Origin of the sequence: Sphingobium sp. WTD-1, assembly GCF_030128825.1 — a bacterium.
Lineage (GTDB): Bacteria > Pseudomonadota > Alphaproteobacteria > Sphingomonadales > Sphingomonadaceae > Sphingobium.
Genome location: NZ_CP119127.1, coordinates 4,269,013 through 4,287,127 on the forward strand (window position 1 = coordinate 4,269,013; position 18,115 = coordinate 4,287,127).

Genomic DNA, 18,115 nt, shown 5'->3' on the forward strand with positions numbered 1-18,115 from the left:
AAATAGAGAGCTGGAAGGACAAGCAGATGAGTGAGGGGAGCGCCGGGAAGGTCAATATGGCCTTCATCGCAGCGATCGTGGCCGTCGCCACGATCGGCGGTTTTATGTTCGGTTATGATTCGGGCGTCATCAACGGCACCCAGAAGGGGCTGGAAGCCGCCTTCGACCTGGGCAAGCTGGGCATCGGCGTCAATGTCGGCGCGATCCTGGTGGGCTCGTCGATCGGCGCATTCGGCGCGGGCCGCATGGCCGACATCATCGGCCGTCGCGGCGTGATGATGCTGGCGGCGATCCTGTTCCTGGTGAGCGCGCTGCTGGCCGGTGCCGCCGGTTCCTCCGCCATCTTCATCATCGCCCGCATCATCGGCGGTCTGGGCGTGGGCGCGGCGAGCGTCATCTCGCCGGTCTATATCTCCGAAGTCACCCCCGCATCGATCCGCGGCCGGCTGTCGAGCGTGCAGCAGGTGATGATCATTTCGGGCCTCACCGGCGCCTTCGTCGCCAATTTCGTGCTGGCCCGCTATGCCGGCGGTTCGACTGCGCCGCTGTGGCTCGACTTCCCGGCCTGGCGCTGGATGTTCTGGCTGCAGGCGATCCCGGCCGCCATCTATTTCCTGGCGCTGCTGGTGATCCCGGAAAGCCCCCGCTATCTGGTCGCGCGCGGCCAGGACGAACGCGCCCGCGCGGTCCTGACCAAGCTGTTCGGCGCCGAGGAAGCCAATCGCAAGGTTACCGAGATCCGCGCCAGCCTGGCCGCCGATCATCACCGCCCCAAGCTCAGTGACCTGATCGACAAGGCCAGCGGCAAGGTGCGCCCGATCGTGTGGGCCGGCATCGGTCTGGCTGTGTTCCAGCAGCTGGTCGGCATCAACGTCGTCTTCTATTATGGTGCCACCCTGTGGGAAGCCGTCGGCTTTTCCGAGGATAATGCGCTGCAGATCAACATCCTGTCGGGCGTGCTGTCGATCGGCGCGTGCCTGGGCACGATCATGCTGGTTGACAAGATCGGCCGCAAGCCGCTGCTGCTGATCGGCTCTGCCGGCATGGCGGTGACGCTGGCGATCGTCGCCTATGCCTTCTCCACCGCCGTCACCGGCGCGGATGGCGGCGTGGTGCTGCCGGGCCATAATGGCCTGATGGCGCTAATCGCGGCGAACCTCTACGTGATCTTCTTCAACCTGAGTTGGGGTCCGATCATGTGGGTGATGCTGGGCGAGATGTTCCCCAACCAGATCCGTGGTTCGGGCCTGGCCGTCGCCGGCTTCGCCCAGTGGATCGCCAATGCCGCGATCTCGGTCAGCTTCCCGTCGCTCGCCGTGTCGCCGGGCCTGGTCGTGACCTATACCGGCTACGCCCTGTTTGCCGCCATTTCCTTCTTCTTCGTGCGCGCCATGGTCCATGAGACCAAGGGCCGCGAGCTTGAGGACATGGTCGGCTGAGCAAGATCGTCACCCTGAAGGCGGGCGCGCTCCGCTGCGCGCTCGCCCCGGACATTGGCGGGTCGATCCTGTCCTTCGATCGCGACGGCGTGGCCCTGCTGCGCCGCGCGCCGCAGGACAGCCATGATCCGCTGGACATGGCCAGCTTCCCGCTGGTGCCCTATGCCAACCGCATCGCCCATGGGCGCTATATGGTGGACGGGCAACGCTATCAGTTGCCGCTCAATTTCGGCGACCATGCCCACAGCATCCATGGCTTTGGCTGGCAGCGGCCCTGGCATGTGCTGGAACAGTCGGGCCATGACGTCAGGCTGGAGCAGGAGCATGAAGGCGATGCGGGCTGGCCCTGGGCCTGGCGCGCGCAGCAGCATGTCCGCCTGAGCGAGGATGCGCTGGAGGTCACGCTGCTGGTGCAGAATCTGGGCGACAGTCCGATGCCCTGCGGCCTTGGCTTCCATCCCTATTTTGCGCTGGACGGCGACACGATGCTGCGCTTCCACGCCGACACGCTCTGGCTCTCCTCCCCCGACATGCTGCCCGAACGGGAAGTGCCGGCCGATGCGCTGGGCGACTGGTCGCAGGGTGCGCGCGTGACCGGCGACAGCCTGATCGACAATGTCCATGGCGGCTGGGACCATGTGGCACTGGTCGATCGCGGCGACGGCATCCGCCTGACCTTGATGGCGCAGGGTGCGGACTGGCTGCATGTCTTCCGCCCGCCCGCCGGCGACTTCTTCTGCCTGGAGCCGGTCAGCCATATGCCGGACGCGATCAACCGGGCCGAGGGCATGGCGATGCTGGCGCCGGGCGCCACGCAAAGCCTGTCGATGATGGTCGCCGTCCGCGAAATCTGAACAGGCGCTTTCGCCTTTCGCCAAAATCGCCTAGGCTGACCGCCCTATCAGCAGCGAGAGGATCGCCGATGCAATTTCTGCGGACTGCCTTCTGGGTCGTCATCGCCGTCGCCCTCGCCTTCTTCTGCATGGCGAACTATGTCCCCGTGACCGTGCGCCTGTGGGGCGACATGGTGATGGAAACCAAATTGCCCGTGCTTCTGATCGGCGCATTCCTGCTGGGCGCCATGCCCTTCTGGATCATGGCCCGCGCGACGCGCTGGCGCATGAAGCGCCGGCTGGAGAGCACCGAGCGTGCGCTGGTCGCCGCAACCGCTTCCGCCGCGCCGGCCACGCCTGCGACGGTGACAACCCCGATCTTGCCCGACGCCACGCCGTCGCCCCTTACCCCTACAGGACAAGCATGAGCAGCCCGATCTATGTCGCCATCGACACGCCCGACCTTGCCAAGGCCCAGCATCTGGCCGGGCAGGTCCGCAACCATGTCGGCGGGCTGAAGCTGGGGCTGGAGTTCTTCTGCGCCAATGGCCATCATGGCGTGCATGAGATGATGAAGTTCGGCCTCCCGATCTTCCTCGACCTCAAGCTGCACGACATTCCCAATACGGTGGCCAAGGCGGTACAGGCGCTGCACGGGCTGGAGCCGGCGGTGCTGACGGTCCATGCCGCCGGCGGTCGGGCGATGCTGGAGGATGCCAAGGCAGCGGCCGGCACCAAGACCAAGGTGGTGGCGGTGACGGTGCTTACCAGCCTCGACAATGGCGACCTTAATGACATCGGCGTCAATGGCGCGGCGGAGGAGCAAGTGACGCGCCTCGCCGAACTGGCGCGCGACGCTGGCCTCGACGGCATCGTCTGTTCCGGCGAAGAGGTGGCGCTGGTCAAGAAAATCTGGCCCGACGGCTATTTCGTCGTGCCCGGCGTGCGCCCGGCGGGCGGCGCGATGGGCGACCAGAAGCGCGCCGTGACCCCGCGCGAGGCGCTGGACCGGGGGGCGTCGATGCTGGTGATCGGTCGCCCGATCAGCCAGGCCGAAGATCCCGACCAGGCCGCGCGCGCGATTGAAGCGACGCTGTAAGGATGATGGATCGCACCGGCGGCGCTGCGCCGATCCGGTGCGATCCTCCCCTGCCCCTTATTTCTGGAAGAACGTCTTCAGCCGCTCCGCTTCCGCCGGGGTGATCGGGATGACGGCGCCGTGCTTGGGCTGGGTGAAGTTGGTCGCCTTCATCGGCGATCCCGGCGCGTTGAAATGGCCGATGTCGCGGAAATGGACGAAATCCTCCGTCTCTGAAAAGCCCATATTGTTGACCGGCTTGGCGCCGAACACATCATACATCAGAACATAAGTGTCGGTGCCATGGCGCCGCCACAGGTTGGGCGCTTCGGTGCCGACCGTTTCCGGGTCGATCTTGGCGGGATCGAAGACATAGCCGCCATCCATGCGCGATGAGGTCGCCTGACGCAGATGGCCGGGCTTGTCATGGGCGACATAGAAGAGGCGATAGCGGTCGCCGACCTTGGTGATGTCGCCGTCGATCGTGCCGATGCCGGCCTTGGGATAGGTGAACAGGTCGCGCGGTTCGCTGGTCAGCGTGGTGAAGGCGTCGTTCGCATAGGCATAGACCATATGGTCGGTTTCCTTGCCGTTGCGGGTGCTGAAATAGACCATGATCTTGCGCTTGTCGGGATCGTAGATCATTTCCGGCGCCCAAGCGGTGCCGGCATTGGCGGTCGACTTGAACAATTGATCTATGGTCACGGACGCCAGCGTCCAGTGGGTGAGATCATAGGATTTCATGAAGATCATCGAGCGGTTATTGCCCCAGCCATAGCTGTCAGTCGGCCGCTGCCAGTCGGTATCGCGCAGCCCTTCGCGCCTGGCGAAAATATGCAGGTCGGTCATGGCGAGATAGAAAGCGTTGTCGGGACCGCGCATGATATAGGGATCGCGGATGCCCTTCTGTTCGGCGACGTCGCGGCCATTGAGGACCGGCGCACCGTCGTTGACGTCGGTGAAGCTGTAGCCGTCCGCCGAGGTCGCGAAATGCAGCGAGTGGGTCTCGTCCTTGAAATAGACGAGGAGATAGGACGTCCGGGCGCTGCCCTCGTCCTTCGCTTCCGGCTTGGCCTTGGCAATATGCTTGACGATATCGAGCTGGCGCGGCGGCGTGGCGGGGGCCGTGATCGCCATGGTGGCGCTGCCCAGCAGCAGGCCAAAACCCAGATATGTCATTCCCGACTGCCACCGCATCAACGCCCTCTCCCTCATCCATCGGGCGAGCGCATGATGATCGACAGACGCGCTTCGCCGACAGAGCCGCAGCGGACGGCGCAGTTCGCCGCCCCGTCACCGGCCCTTTATTTGTCCGACTAATGCAAACATCCGGGCGTGGGTCAAGCGCGTTCCCACGCTGCAACCCTGCTGTTCATAAGGTGGGATCAGTCGGCGCTGGCGCCGTTGTCTTCAGGCGCGAAGAAATGCTGCATCACCTCGCGGGCGATGCGGGCCGGGCGCAGGGTCGAGGCATCGACGCAGCACCAGCTCGACTTGACCTCGGCCAGCACTTCCTCGCCACGGCGGATCACCGTTTCGTAAAAGGCACGGGCGCCCTGCACCTTTTCGAGGAGGACGGTGGCGATCACCTCATCATCCAGGAAAGTGGGCTTGCGGTAGGTGATCTCGTGCTTGAGCGCGACCCAGAGATGCTGGGCCACCGCCTCAGCCGGGGCGAGCGCGCGCCAATGATCGAGCACGGCATCCTGCACCCACTTCAGATAGCTGGCATTGTTGACATGACCCATGAAGTCGATGTCGTCGGGCTGGATGCCAACCGGGTACAGGTGGGGAATCGCGTTACTCACAACCATGTAAGTAACATCCCCGCAGGCCGGCTGATAGAGGCTATGGGCGGATGCTGCAAAAAAGGGGGCCGATCAGTGACCGCCCCCCTTTCCATATCGTTTTAGAAGCGCCAGCCGACCGAGGCGACGACCTGATGGCGGTCGGTGTCGACATCGAACTCGCTGCTGGTCGAGCCGTCCATGAAGTCGATATGGGCGCTGTCATATTTGGAGTAGCGATATTCGATCTTGGCGAAGGTGTTGGCGTTGAGCGCGCGCTCCACGCCGCCGCCGACGCGCCAGCCGTCCAGCTTGAACGAGGTGTCGGTAACCTGGTTGGTGTCGCCGGCCAGCACGCCCAGCTTGGTGTTGGTGTAGCCGCCCTTCACATAGATGAGCGTCGAGGGATCGGCGAGGATACCGGCGCGGGCACCGATATAGAGATCGCGGCCCTGCTTGACGCGGCCATAGCCGAACTGGTCGGTGAAGTCGTTGCGGCTGCTCTTGGCGGTGGAGTCGGTGAACTCGCCCTCGACGCCGACGACGGCGCCGCCGACATTCACGTCATAGCCCGCGCCGACACCATAGAGCAGGCCGTCGATCTTCTGATCGTCGCTGCCATTGTCATTGTCGATCGAGCTGCCGGCCCCGGTATGGTCATAGCCCAGGATCGCTTCGACACGCGGGCCGGTGAAGGTCGGGGTGGCATCCTGTGCGAGCGCCGGCGCGGCGACTGCACCACCGGCCAGCAAAGTGGCGACCATCAACTTACGCATAAACATCACTCCGTTGTCTTTCTCTTCCCCTTGGGGGTGAGACGCTCAAGCCGGAGCGGTCATTTTTGTTTCATGAACCTCAGATAAACAGCTGATAATGTGGCATTAATACCACGAAAGCCGCTCAGTTCGGCGCGTTCCCGTGGGCCGGGAGCGACGAAATGAAGCGCCTTCCTTCAGCATTCCACGACATTGACGGCCAGACCGCCAAGCGATGTCTCCTTGTAACGGCTGGCCATATCCTCGCCGGTCTGGCGCATCGTCTCGATCACCGCGTCGAGGCTGACGATATGACGACCATCGCCCTGAAGCGCGAGATAGGCGGCGTTGATCGCCTTCACTGCGCCCATGGTGTTGCGTTCGATGCAGGGGATCTGGACGAGGCCGCCGATCGGATCGCAGGTAAGGCCCAGATTATGCTCCATGCCGATCTCGGCGGCATTTTCGACCTGGCTGTTGGTGCCGCCCAGCACGGCCGCCAAGCCCGCGGCCGCCATCGAGCAGGCGACACCGACTTCCCCCTGGCAGCCCATTTCCGCGGCCGAGATGGAGGCGCGCTTCTTGTAGAGGAAGCCCATGGCGGCGGTGGTAAGGAGGAAGCGGCGTTCCCCTTCCCGATCGGCGCCGGGGACGAAGCGGCGATAATAATGGAGGACCGCCGGGATCACGCCAGCCGCGCCATTGGTCGGTGCGGTGACGACCCGGCCGCCGGCGGCATTTTCCTCATTCACGGCGAGCGCGAACAGGCTCACCCATTCGAAGATCTGGGCGGGGCCGACACTGGCGCCCTGCAGCCGCAGCTTGTTGTGGATCGCCTTGGCCCGGCGACGCACCTTGAGCCCACCGGGCAGCAGGCCTTCTTCTTTCAGGCCGCGATCGATCGAGGCGGACATGGCGTCGATCACGCTGTCGAGAAAGGCCTCAGTCTCTCCCTGGGCGCGCCAGGCGCCTTCATTGCGGAGCACCAGCGTGGCGATGCTGAGGCCGGTCGCCTCCCCCTGCGCCAGCAGTTCGGCGCCGGACGAGAAGGGAAAGGGCTGGACCACATTATGCCCGAGCGGAATATCCGGGTCAGCGGGAATAGCGCCGGGCAGCACCGCGCCGCCGCCGATCGAATAATAATCGCGCACCAGCGGCTCGTCCCGGCCCGGCAGCCAGGCGGTGAAGCGCATGCCGTTGCTGTGCGCCTCCAGAAATTCGCCCATGCGGAAGACAAGGTCGCGCGCTTCCTCGAAAGGCACCCAGTCGCTATGCGCGCTGCCGGCGCGAATGCGGCCATCGTCGCGGATCGCCTGAAGAATGGCGGGGATGGCATCGGGATCGACATTTTCGGGGCTGTGCCCCGACAGGCCGAGCAGGATCGCGCTGTCGGTGGCATGGCCCCGGCCGGTCAGCGCCAGCGACCCGTAAAGTTCGCACTGCACCCGCACCGGACAGGTGGGCAGCGTATCCATGAACATCAGCGCGGCGCGCATCGGCCCGACCGTGTGCGAGCTGGACGGGCCGATGCCGATGGTGAACAGGTCCATCACGCTGATCGCGGCGGCGCTGTCGATGCGCGATTTGGTCACGTCAATAATCCTTGGAAATACGCAGGTTGGCGCTCTGGCGGCCGAGGGTGGAAATGGCGCCCAGCAGGGACAGCCAGCGTGTCACCTGATATTCCATCCGGGTGGCGCTATAGCCCTGCCCGTCGCTGATCAGTTCGACATAGGTCTTGCGGGTCAGATATTTGCCGGCGGCGAGTGATGTGCCCTGCCCCTGGGTCGGGTCGGCCGCGATGATGCGCAGACGATCCAGGCCCGCCGCCTTGCGCACGGCATTGATCGGATCAAGCCCGCCCTCGCCCTGGAGCGAGCCGACCGCCGAGGCGAGCTGGAGCGCTTCGGGCGCGGACAGGTTGGTGATCGAGGTGCCGAACAGGATGCGCGAGAGCAGTTCGTCCTGCGGCAGCGAGGGCACGGAGTTGAAGCTGATGTCGGGCTTGAGGCCGGTGCCGCCGACATGGATGGTGGCGGTGAGATCGCTGACATCCGCCTCCGCATCGATGTCGAGGGTCGGGTTGACCGGGGTCTTGCCGTCGAACTGGATGCGCCCCTCGCGCAGTTCGAAGCGGCGGCCGGCAAATTCATAATTGCCGCGCACCAGTTCGGCCCGGCCGGCGATCGCCGGATTGGTGACGGTGCCGCCAATGTTGAGATCGGCGCGCCATTCGCTGTCGAGGCCCAGGCCGGTAACGGTAAGGCGATTGCGCGCCCGCGCCTTGACCGCCATGGTCCAGGGGACGGTCGCGCGTGGCCGTTCGATCTCCTCGCCGCGCCGGTTGATCTCGACCACCTTGAGTTCGGGGATCTGGGCGACGGCGGCGGCGCGCCCCATGGTGAAGCGGCTCTTGTTGAGGGTGACGTCGCCGCCAATCTCACCGCCCTTGCCGTCGGAACGGATGGTGAGCGGACCGGTGACAGTGGCGGCGATATCGTCACGCTCCAGCAGCGCGGCATTGTCCGCCTGGAAGGCGAGGTCCATGCCGACGCCGCCAATGCCGTTGAAGGTGAAATTGCCGGTGCCGGTCACGCTGCCGCCATTCTGGGCATTGGCGGTGAAGCTGGAGAAGACCAGTTGCGCCCCGGCGAACCGGGCGCGCGCCTTGACGTTGCGCAGGCGCATGCCGGTGACCGGGCTGTTGAGCGCGGCATTGTCCGTCGCGAGCGAGCCGGTGATGACCGGATCGGCGAGCGTGCCATGCGCGTCGGCGGAGACGCTGACCGGGCCGGCAATGTCGACAATCTCCACGCCGGTCAGGCGCCAGAGCGTGTCGGCGGTGCCGTTGAAGCGGAGTTGCGCGATCAGCGGCGCGCCGTTGAGCCGTTCGACCAGGCTGCCGGTCGAGATGAGCGGGGTGAGCAGCGCCTGGCCGCGGCCGATGGTCTGGCCGTCGGCGACGAAGACCATGCGGGTGGCGAGCCGGTCGAGGGTGAGGACGGCGTTGACGCCGACATCAACCGGGCGGGAGCTGAGGGACAGGCCCGAGCGCGACAGGCCACGGATGCGCAGTTCCGCCTTGCCGGTCGGCAGGCCGCCGCGCGGGCGGCTGTAGCTCAAGGTGCCGGTGGCCATGCCGCCCAGCCCCAGATTATCATAGGCGATGTCGAGCAGGGCGAGGGGCATCTTCTGCGCGCGCGCCTCGATCCGGGTGGTTTCGCCGCCCAGCTCGCCCGCCAGTTGCAGCGTGCCGCCGGCATAGCTGATGGTCGCGGGCGACAGGCGCCAGCCATCCTCCGCACGGGTGAAGAGCGCCGCGCGGGTCAGGCGGATCGGCCGCTTGTCGATCGTGCCGCTGGCCGACAGGCGGACCCGGTCGAGATCGACCTGCGCTTCGCCCTTGAGGTCGAACAAGCGGCCGCGCTGGCCCGAGAGATTGCCCGAGACCTTACCGCGCCCATCGACCAGCGCGGCGGTGGCGTCGAGCCGGCCGAGCAGCATGCCGCCGACGCGCAGGCCGCGTGCCTGGGCCGTGGCGTTGATCGAGGTGCCGTCGGGATCGAGCAGGATGGTGGCATCGAGCGAGCCGCGCCGCACGGCGATGGTCGAAGGGCCGTCGAAGCTGGCATCATTGGCGTCGAGGTCGAGCTTCAACTGCTGGATGCCGCCGACCGGCTGGAAGCCGATCGTGCCGCTGACCGGGCCGGCGACCAGCAACTGGCCGTCGAGGCCGCCGGTGACGGGGCGGATGTCGCCGCTGGCGGTGACCCCCGAGACGGCGACGCGCGCGACGCGGACCACCGCCTGACCGCCGGGCGGCAGCAAGATGCGGCCTTCTCCCGTGAACGGGCCGAGCGTCGATCCGCCATTAGCGGTGAAGCTGTAATTGCCGTCGGCGCCGGGCAGAAATTCGCCGCGCACGTCGCGCAGGCCGAGCGCGTCCATCGGCCGCGCCAGCTGGACATGGACGATCGGCCGGTCGATCTTGCCATCGAGCACGACATTGACCGGGCCATATTGCTTGTGGCTGCCATTGCCTTCGAGATGGACGGTGCCGTCGCGGTGGCGCACGCCCTTGGCATTGAGGCTGATGAGCGGCGCGTCGAGCTTCATGTTGGAGAAGCCGATCTCGCCGCCGGGCAACAGGGCAAGCGCGCTGCGGACCGTGGGCAGGCCGCCGCCCAGCCCCTTGAGGAAGGCATTGTCGAGCCGGCGGACCTTGGCCACCGCATTGCCCGACAGGCCGAAGGCGCCATTGGCGCCGGGGGCCGCACGCAGTTTCGAGTCCAGATCGACGATGCCCAGGCCGCGAATGAAGAGACCGCTGATCCGGCCGTCGATGCCGACATCATAGCGGCCGCTTTTGAGGTCGGCGATGACCAGCAGCTTGCCGTTCAGGCGGTCCGACCGGAAGGGCATGGGGTTGCTGACGATCTGCTGCCCCTTGAGCTGCAGCACGCCGTCGAGCGCGAAATTGCGGACGATGCCGGCGACCAGATCGCCCTGCCCGTCGAGGCTGCGGGCGCGCAGCCGGACCGGCAGCAGCACCGGCCCGCTTTTCGCCTGACGCCCCTTGCCGTCGATGCGGACATCGTTGATCTGGGTCTTGCCGAAGGCGAGTTGGCGCGCGGTGAGCAGATATTCATAGCCGAAGCCGGCGAACGGACCGTCGAGCCGGACCTTCGCCACCACGTCGCGGCCACGCATATCCTTGAGCAGCGCTTCGGGCCGGGCGAGGTTCATGTCGACGCGCAGATTGTCGAAAGCGTTGTTGCGCAGGTCGATGGCGCCGTCGGCGATCAGGTCGATCGCCGCCGAGCGCAGCGTGAGCCTGCCATCGACCACCCGGTCGGCGAGCGTGCCCTGGGCGCTGACGGTCAGGCGCGGCGACGCGAGACGGGGGAACAGGCCCTTGCCTGGAATAGCACTGCCCTCGATCGTGCCCTGGATGGTGTAGGCGCCGCTGCGCGCGCCGAGTTTCAGGTCGGCGACGGGGTTGCCGGCCAGGGTGGCGGCCAGGCGCCCATCCCATCTGGTCCAGCGCCCCTTGCCGCTGATGCGCAGATTGCCGTCCTGATTGAGGCCGGCCATCGCTGCCAGCACGCCGCCCCTGGGCGCATTGACAGTGACCCCCAGGTTGAACCTGTCATCATCGGGCCGGCTGTCGAGCGTGAGGTTCAGGGCATCCTCCGCCCCGATCACGCGGGCCGACAGGTCGATGATCGCGCGGCCGCCACGAATGTCCGCATCGCCCGACAGGGTCGCCAGTTCGACCTTGCCGGTGACGGCGGGCGCGACGGTCAGCCGATCGACCGAGAACTGCATCAGGCGGATGTCGAAGCCCGGCAGGATCGGCCCCTGCCGCTCGCTGGGATTGAGCTTGGGCAGTTTGTGCAGGGTCGCCTGCGGGATCACCAGCCGGTCGATGTCGAGCCGGTTGGAGAGCCAGGCGAAGGGCCACCAGTCCAGCTCCACCCGCGGCGCGTCGAAGAAGCGGCCCTTGGGATCGGACAGGACGAGACCGCGCAGCACCGCCTTGCGATAGATGCTGCCCTCGATCCGGTCGACATGGATGCGCAGGCCCGAGGGCGGGCTGACGGCGGCGATGCGCGAGACGAGGAAGCGATGGCCGGGCGCGCTGTCGAGCCAGGCCAGCGTCGCCGCCACGACCAGCAGCGCGAGCGCCAGCGCACCCGCCAGCCAGCGCTGCCAGCGCCCGTCCCAGGCGCGGCGGCGCGGCGGCGCGGCGGGTGGCGGCGGCACGGGCGGCGGGCTGTCGGGCGGCAGCGTGGCCATCAGAAGGCCTGCCCCAGCGAGACATAGACGGCGACCTTGGCATCGCCCGGCTGCGGATTGATCGGCGTGCCGACATCGACGCGGATCGGGCCGAAGCTGCTATAATAGCGCACGCCCAACCCGGTGCCGACGCGCAGGTCGCGGAAGCGCGGCAGGAAGGTGGTGGAGATATTGCCCGCGTCGAGGAAGGGCACGACGCCGAAATTGCCGAAGCGGATGCGCGCCTCGGCGGAAAATTCGATCAGGCTCTTGCCGCCGACCGGATCATCGTCCGGGCCGTAGCGCGGGCCGATCGCCTGATAGCCATAGCCGCGCACCGACGCGCCGCCGCCGGCATAGAAGCGCCGCGACGGCGCGATGCGATCGACGGTGGAGCCGAGGATGGTGCCGAGCCGGGTGCGCCCGGCGAGCACGACACGATCATTGATCGGCTGATAGGCGCTGGCGTCGACCTGCGCCTTGGCATAGCCGAAGGTCGAACCCTGAAAGGAGAGTTCCGGGCTGAGGCGGCCGCCGAGGCGGAAGCCCTTGCTGGGGTTGAGCAGGTCGTCGCTGCCATCATAGGTGAGGCTGAGCGGCACCGCGCCGATGAAGAAGGTACGGCGGCTGCCGCCGGAGAAGGCGTCCGCTTCGTCCGAGGCGATGAGTTCGGCACCGACGCGCCAGACCCAATGCTTCTGAAACAGAATGTTGGTCTGCCGCTCCAGCCCGCCCGACAGGGTGATGGTGCGCGCGTCATAGGCGTCGCGGCGGATATTGCTGTAGGAGACGAGGCCGGTCAGCACATGGTCGCGCTCGCGGAAATTGTTGCGGCGATAGGTGGCCTGCGCCGTCTGTTCCTGGGTGCCGAGCACGCCGCGCAGCGTGAGCGACCCTTCGGGCGGAAAGAGATTGCGGTGCTGCCAGCTGATTTCCGCACGATAGCCTTCGCCCGTGCCATAGCCCAGTTCGCCCGCAATGGTGCGCATCGGCGCCGGGCGCAGATCGACATCCAGGTCGACATGTTCGCCATCGCCCGCGTCCTTCGGCGTCAGGGTGACGGACGAGACGAGGCCGGTGGTGACGATGGCACGGCGCAGATCCTCCACATCGGTGGCGCGGTAGGTTTCGCCGGGTTCGAACCGGGCCATGCGCTGGAGATGGCGGGCGCTGAACACATCATCATTGTCGAGCAATATCTGGCCGAAGCTGCGATAGCCGCCGGGCGTCACGATGATGTCGAGATCGCCGTTGCGCGCTTCATGGTCGATCCGCACTTCGGGTTCGTCCACCCTGGCGAAGGGATAGCCATTTTCGCCCAGCGCCGTCGCCAGCGCGGTCTGGCCCGCCAGGATGCGGTCGGCGTTGATCGGATCGCCCGACTTCATCGTGAAGGCGCCGCGCAGCGTCTCCTCCCGCGGGCCGGTTTCGGCGAGACCGGCAATCTCCACCGTATCGAGGAGATAGAGCGGGCCCGGCGTGACATCGAAGATGACGGACAGCTTGTCGCTGCCGGCGGGCGGCGGCGCGACGCTGCCGCGCACCCGCGCGGCATAATAGCCGTCGGCGCGCAGCAGCCGGTCGAGCAGGTCGCTGTCTTCCTTCACCCGGCGGTTGATCTGGGCAAGGTTGGCGGCCTTCCCCTCCGACTGGTGCAGCACCGAGAGACTGTCGAAACGGGTCGCGATCTGATTGTCGCCGATATTGTCGATGCCGCGCAAAGTGACGCCATATTTGCGCTCTTCGCCCGCGTCGGTGAAGGTGACGACTTCCTCCGCCGGACCTGTATCGGCGGCGGCCTGCTGCGCCGGCTGATCGACTATGTCGGGTTCGCTGGCTGCAACCGGATCCTCGGGCAGCGGCGCGACCGTGTCGGACTGGCCCATGTCGGGCCAGTCGATGCCGATGTCGGGCATGGCATCGAGCGATGCGGATGGATCGACCGGCGGACTGGCAGGATCGGCGGCGGCCGGATTGGCAGGTTGAGCCGCCTGCGCAAACGCAGTGCCGGCGGTGCAAAGCGCCAGAGGCAAGAGACATAGCCCTGCGGCGCGCGGATCAACGGGAAAGCGGCGCCCTGTCCGCAAGCCATGGGTCATGCGACCGGTCTAGACCAAGTCGGGGCGATTATGCCAGCCAAGAGATGGCGAAGACCCGACGGTCAGAAGGCGGTGTTCAGCCGATCCAGCAGCGCGCGGGCCGGGCTGTCAGCCAGTGGCGCGTCCGGAGACAGCATTCGGTCCTCCAGCCGCGCGACCCGGCCATACAGCTCCTGGCTCGCTTCGATCAGCGAGCGGGCGGCGAAGGGAAAGTCGCCGGCGATGCCGGTATCGGTGGCGGTGGCGCGGCCGAGCCGATATTTTTCATCGGCCACATCCGCATCGCCAATCTCGCCACGCTGCCAGGCGCGCTGGCTGAGCAGCCAGGCGATGATGTGCATCAGCCGGGTCGTGACCTTGAGCGATTCACAGGCGAAGGATACGCGGCGCAGCGGATCGTCGGCGGCAAACTGCCCGGCCTCGTCCGCGTCGAAATAGGAACGCGCCTCATCCGCCATCACCATCGCCTCCATATAGAGGCCATCGACAAGGCGGCGATGAAGGCCAGGATCAAGGGCGGCAGCGTTGCGCATAGGCCTAGCTGACATATCGCAGGGCGATTGTCAGGGCCGTGAAAGGCGCCGGAAGCCCGCCTGTCCCATTTGGGATCGCTTTACGCCGCAGCCACGCAATTTTGCGACGCGGCCGGCGCATCAGGCAATGATGTCCGGGACCAGCGCATCTTCGAGCGCGACGATCTCGTCGCGCAGCCGCAGCTTGCGCTTCTTGAGGCGCGCGACCTGCATCTGGTCGCCTGCCCCGCCATCGACCAGCGCCGCGATCGCAGCGTCGAGATCACGATGCTCGACCCGCAGCAGCTCCAACCGGCGCATAATGTCTTCGCGGCTCACCAAGCCCCCGCCTTCCGAACCCATCATAGCCTCTCCTGATAGCCCGGCGCGGACACGCGGACCATCGCAATTTTATCGACGGCCCATCGCAAAGCACGAATCATCGCGAGACAGGTCCGCCGAATCATGATCTACTTCGTCATCCATCACCCTCGTAAGGAGAATGTCATGGAAAATTCCCACGTTTCAGCTCTTTCCGCAAAGCATGCCGGGCTCGAAGCCCGGATCAAGGCCGAGTCGAGTCGGCCGATGCCCGACGATATTCTCGTCGCCTCGCTGAAGAAGCAGAAATTGCGGGTCAAGGAAGAGATGCAGGGCCGCCACTAAGCCCTGTACCGCACGGAAAAGGCCGGGGCCGGATCACCGGACCGGCCATTTTCCTGCCAGCAGGACATGGAGCATCGATCCGGTCGGACCTCCGACCAGATTTTTGACATAGTGCGTCGGATGACGCCTAGCCGGGGAAGATGACCTGGCGATGACAGGCGTTGGACATGACAGCAGCATGCGCCGTCCTGAACGAAAAAAGCTCCACGCGGCGAACCGGTGGAGCCTTTGTCAGCCGACCATCATCATCGATATCAGCGGCGCGTGATCGTCGCGGAACGCAGATAGTCCGGCAGGGCCTGCCGCGACACGCCATTGGCGACCGGCTTGCGCGCCAGTTGCGGATCAATCGGCGCGTCGAAGGCGAAGCCGATCTTGTCATCGCGCGACCAGGCGACCACACCCTCGACCGGGCCAACGCCGCGCAGTTCAAGACGAAGACGCGTGCCCGCCGGAATAGCGCGCTCGCAATCTGCCATCAGGCCGGTGGCCGACAAATTGCGCACGCGCGCCTTACCCAGATCGACGCCATCCAGCGTGCTGAGGCTGGTGAGCAGGAACAGGCTGTCGCGCGGCGCGGAACGAGCCGGTCCCCGATCAGAATTTCCCGTTTCCTTGTCCATGACTATTCCCGCAAAATGACACTTGGCCAACAGGATAGTCATGCGACGTGGAGAAAGGGTTAACCGCCGCAGGGGGGTTAATCGTCGCGGGAGACTTTTTCCTGCCGCTCGTGCCGCTCCTGCGCCTCGACCGTCATGGTCGCGATTGGACGGGCTTCCAGCCGGCCCAGCGAGATCGGCTCGCCGGTGACTTCGCAATAGCCATATTCGCCTTCGTCGATACGGCGGAGCGCCGCGTCGATCTTGGAGATCAGCTTGCGCTGGCGGTCGCGGGTGCGCAGTTCGATCGACCAGTCGGTCTCGCTCGATGCACGGTCGTTAAGGTCGGGCTCGCGCAGCGGTTCATTCTGCAGCACGGCCAGCGTGCCTTCCGCTTCCGACAATATCTGCTTCTTCCAGTCCCAGAGACGCTGCCGGAAATATTCCTGCTGCAGGGGGTTCATGAATTCTTCGTCAGCCGACGGACGATAATCGTCCGGAAGTGTTACGGTCGATTTTGGCGGCTTCACACCGTCTTTATCGGAATTCAGTACCGATGCCATCTGGCTCTCCGACTCGAGAGGCCCCGGCGCTGTAAGTTCCGGGCGCCCATGACTTTTGTTTGAGGGCGCCTCATAGCCACCGCGACGAGGCGACACAAGCGGGCAATGCGCCCCTCGACGTATCGCCAGGGCGGTTGGAAGCGATCATCCGGGACAGCAGCGACTCCATCCGGGTTTCCACCGAGCCGCCAGCCAGGCCGGCCATGTGCCCGGCGCACTGCGTACCACAATGACACGTTAACCAATTTGATTGACTCGGACGCCCGATTTTTCTGGCTTTTAGGCTCGCCAACATGGTTAACGCGCTTGCTGTTAACGCTTTATTTTGCGTTGGTAGGGATTAGGGAATATCAGGGTTCACGCTACGGCCGCGTCCGATGGCGGGAATGGGATAACAGGACAAGAGAAGATCCTATGTCGGTTCGGATGGCTTTGGCAAAATTGTGCGCCTGCACTTGCGGCGGCGCCATCATTGGCGGGGGCGCCGTCCATGTGGCGGAAAATGCCCGTCCGGCAACGGTCTACAGCACCAAGAGCGTGAAGGCCAAGCCGCGCCAGCGGGTGCTGGCCACTGCCAAGCGTGCGCCGGTCAAAAAGGCTGCACCGATCCGCGTGACCGTGACCACGCCTTCGCCGCCCATTCCCCTGCCCCCACCGCCAGTGCAGGCCGCCCTGCCGCTGATGGCTGGAGGGCCCACGCCGACGCCAGCGCCTGTTGGTGGCAGCAGCGGCTTCGGCGGCAGCAGCGGCTTCATCGGCGGCTTTTTCGGTGGCGGCAGCAGCGGCGGCGGCACGGTGGTGATTTCGACCACCGGCTCAACGGGCACGACCGGTTCGAGCGGCTCCAACGCGCCGACCCCGCCGACCTCCACGACGAGCACGACGACCACCTCGAGCGGTTCCAACGCCCCGACACCTCCGGGCGAGACCTCCAGCGGCGGTTCCACGACGACAACCACATCGACATCGACATCGACCTCGACGTCCACCTCGACATCGACATCGACGTCGACCTCTTCTTCGTCGGGCGCGACATCGACCTCGACGTCCAGCTCGACCTCGACCGGATCGTCGAGCTTCGGCAGCACTTCGACGAGCAGTTCCACCAGCAGTTCGACCTCCTCCTCAACGTCGTCGGGCACCTCTTCGGGCACGCCGCCGCCCCCGCCGCCGACCGATGTGCCGGCGCCGCCGATGGTGCTGCTGTTCGGTGCTGGCGCCGCCGCGTTGCTGATGCGCAAGCGTCTGGCCGATCGCAATACAGAACTGTCGATCGAGGGCCATGGCCCGGCCAAGCCGATCCCGATCATCCGCACCGGCAATATCTGACAACGAAAAAGGGCAGCAAGAGCCTGATCGTCTGAGGTGGAAGCGCTTCGCGCTTTCACCGATGGCGTGAATCAGGCTCTATTCCTTGTTTCTAGACATTGATGCACGCTTCAGGCCGATTCAGACTGAAGCCATCAATGTCTAGGGGCCGCCCTTTTCTTTTACCGATAGGGTTTTCCGCTCAACTGCGGGCGATGATCTTCTCGATTTCGCCCACGGGATGATTGGCCAGATCCTTGGCGATCTCGCCGACCAGCCGGTCCTGCACTTCCTTGTGATAATGTTTGCGCATCTCGCCCAGCGCGGTCGGCGGAGCGACGATGATCAGCTTCTCATAATCCTGGGCCAAGGCGCGGCGCTTGAGCAGGTCGGCCGCCTCGGCGGCGAAGCGCGCCTCCTCCAGTTCATGGAAATCGGTCTGTTCCATGCTGCTGCGATGGCTGCCGACCGAATTGAAGGCGCGGCCGGGCGCATCCGACGCCTGATCGCGGTCGGCCGGATTGTCCTGCACCTTCACCTCTTCCGCCTGAAGCTGGGGAAAGGCGCGGTCGCCCTTGTTGCGGAAGAAGAGCAATTTGCGCCCGTCCGCCACCAGCACCATCGCATCATGATCGATCTGCATCGCCTTCTCCTTCATTTTGTGGATGCATCACCAACGGACGAAGGCGCACAGG

At 65.6% G+C, this 18,115-nt stretch carries 18 protein-coding genes; 6 read left to right on the forward strand and 12 right to left on the reverse strand.

Annotated elements, in window-relative coordinates; translation table 11 throughout:
* Positions 1-26 precede the first annotated feature (26 nt).
* The 4 genes from N6H05_RS21230 (at position 27) to pyrF (ending at position 3,371) form a co-directional block, all read left to right on the forward strand.
* Positions 27-1,439 (forward strand): sugar porter family MFS transporter, encoded by a 1,413-nt coding sequence (locus N6H05_RS21230; RefSeq protein ID WP_017501562.1) that lies wholly within the window; start codon positions 27-29, stop codon positions 1,437-1,439.
* Between the two features lie 65 nt (positions 1,440-1,504).
* Positions 1,505-2,293 (forward strand): aldose 1-epimerase, encoded by a 789-nt coding sequence (locus N6H05_RS21235; protein WP_502958982.1) that lies wholly within the window; start codon positions 1,505-1,507, stop codon positions 2,291-2,293.
* Between the two features lie 68 nt (positions 2,294-2,361).
* Positions 2,362-2,700: a lipopolysaccharide assembly protein LapA domain-containing protein gene (locus tag N6H05_RS21240; RefSeq protein ID WP_010337958.1), complete on the forward strand. Its 339-nt coding sequence runs from the start codon at positions 2,362-2,364 to the stop codon at positions 2,698-2,700.
* Positions 2,697-3,371: an orotidine-5'-phosphate decarboxylase gene (pyrF, locus tag N6H05_RS21245; protein WP_010337957.1), complete on the forward strand. Its 675-nt coding sequence runs from the start codon at positions 2,697-2,699 to the stop codon at positions 3,369-3,371. Before N6H05_RS21240 ends, pyrF begins: the two co-directional genes overlap by 4 nt.
* A 57-nt stretch (positions 3,372-3,428) precedes the next feature.
* On the opposite strand, the gene N6H05_RS21250 is transcribed toward pyrF, so the two are convergent.
* The 8 genes from N6H05_RS21250 to N6H05_RS21285 form a co-directional block, all read right to left on the reverse strand.
* The gene (locus N6H05_RS21250; RefSeq protein WP_284111565.1) at positions 3,429-4,529 is read right to left on the reverse strand and encodes a glycoside hydrolase family 43 protein; all 1,101 of its coding nucleotides are present in this window, start codon (positions 4,527-4,529) and stop codon (positions 3,429-3,431) included.
* A gap of 206 nt (positions 4,530-4,735) precedes the next feature.
* Positions 4,736-5,164, reverse strand: coding sequence for an acyl-CoA thioesterase (locus N6H05_RS21255; RefSeq protein WP_284111566.1), 429 nt, complete (start codon positions 5,162-5,164; stop codon positions 4,736-4,738).
* A gap of 95 nt (positions 5,165-5,259) precedes the next feature.
* Positions 5,260-5,913 carry an outer membrane protein gene (locus tag N6H05_RS21260; RefSeq protein WP_004211411.1) on the reverse strand — a complete coding sequence of 218 codons (654 nt, stop codon included), beginning with the start codon at positions 5,911-5,913 and terminating at the stop codon, positions 5,260-5,262.
* Between the two features lie 176 nt (positions 5,914-6,089).
* Entirely contained in the window at positions 6,090-7,484 is a 1,395-nt protein-coding gene (locus N6H05_RS21265) for an L-serine ammonia-lyase (protein ID WP_284111567.1), read from the reverse strand.
* Position 7,485: 1 nt separating this feature from the next.
* Entirely contained in the window at positions 7,486-11,691 is a 4,206-nt protein-coding gene (locus tag N6H05_RS21270; RefSeq protein WP_284111568.1) for a translocation/assembly module TamB domain-containing protein, read from the reverse strand.
* Positions 11,691-13,703 carry an autotransporter assembly complex protein TamA gene (locus N6H05_RS21275; protein WP_284111569.1) on the reverse strand — a complete coding sequence of 671 codons (2,013 nt, stop codon included), beginning with the start codon at positions 13,701-13,703 and terminating at the stop codon, positions 11,691-11,693. Before N6H05_RS21275 ends, N6H05_RS21270 begins: the two co-directional genes overlap by 1 nt.
* Before the next feature lie 128 nt (positions 13,704-13,831).
* The gene (locus N6H05_RS21280) at positions 13,832-14,302 is read right to left on the reverse strand and encodes a DUF1465 family protein (RefSeq protein ID WP_284111570.1); all 471 of its coding nucleotides are present in this window, start codon (positions 14,300-14,302) and stop codon (positions 13,832-13,834) included.
* Between the two features lie 120 nt (positions 14,303-14,422).
* The gene (locus N6H05_RS21285; protein ID WP_284114289.1) at positions 14,423-14,602 is read right to left on the reverse strand and encodes a YdcH family protein; all 180 of its coding nucleotides are present in this window, start codon (positions 14,600-14,602) and stop codon (positions 14,423-14,425) included.
* A 186-nt stretch (positions 14,603-14,788) separates the two neighbouring features.
* On the opposite strand from N6H05_RS21285, the gene N6H05_RS21290 reads away from it, so the two are divergent.
* Positions 14,789-14,947: a YdcH family protein gene (locus N6H05_RS21290; protein WP_010337949.1), complete on the forward strand. Its 159-nt coding sequence runs from the start codon at positions 14,789-14,791 to the stop codon at positions 14,945-14,947.
* 254 nt (positions 14,948-15,201) lie between these two features.
* Here the strand turns inward: N6H05_RS21290 and N6H05_RS21295 are convergent, their stop codons facing one another.
* From N6H05_RS21295 to N6H05_RS21305, 3 genes are all read right to left on the reverse strand, one after another.
* Entirely contained in the window at positions 15,202-15,570 is a 369-nt protein-coding gene (locus N6H05_RS21295; protein WP_284111571.1) for a PilZ domain-containing protein, read from the reverse strand.
* Between the two features lie 77 nt (positions 15,571-15,647).
* On the reverse strand, positions 15,648-16,112 hold the full coding sequence (gene dksA, locus N6H05_RS21300) for an RNA polymerase-binding protein DksA (protein ID WP_004211401.1): 465 nt from the start codon (positions 16,110-16,112) through the stop codon (positions 15,648-15,650).
* A gap of 521 nt (positions 16,113-16,633) precedes the next feature.
* A complete protein-coding gene (locus N6H05_RS21305) occupies positions 16,634-17,266 on the reverse strand; it encodes a hypothetical protein (protein WP_284111572.1) in 633 nt (210 codons plus the stop codon).
* A gap of 40 nt (positions 17,267-17,306) precedes the next feature.
* Here N6H05_RS21305 and N6H05_RS21310 point away from each other — a divergent pair, with 40 nt between their 5' ends.
* On the forward strand, positions 17,307-17,441 hold the full coding sequence (locus N6H05_RS21310) for a hypothetical protein (RefSeq protein WP_017501572.1): 135 nt from the start codon (positions 17,307-17,309) through the stop codon (positions 17,439-17,441).
* A 181-nt stretch (positions 17,442-17,622) separates the two neighbouring features.
* Here the strand turns inward: N6H05_RS21310 and N6H05_RS21315 are convergent, their stop codons facing one another.
* Entirely contained in the window at positions 17,623-18,063 is a 441-nt protein-coding gene (locus N6H05_RS21315) for a host attachment family protein (RefSeq protein WP_284111574.1), read from the reverse strand.
* Positions 18,064-18,115: the final 52 nt, after the last annotated feature.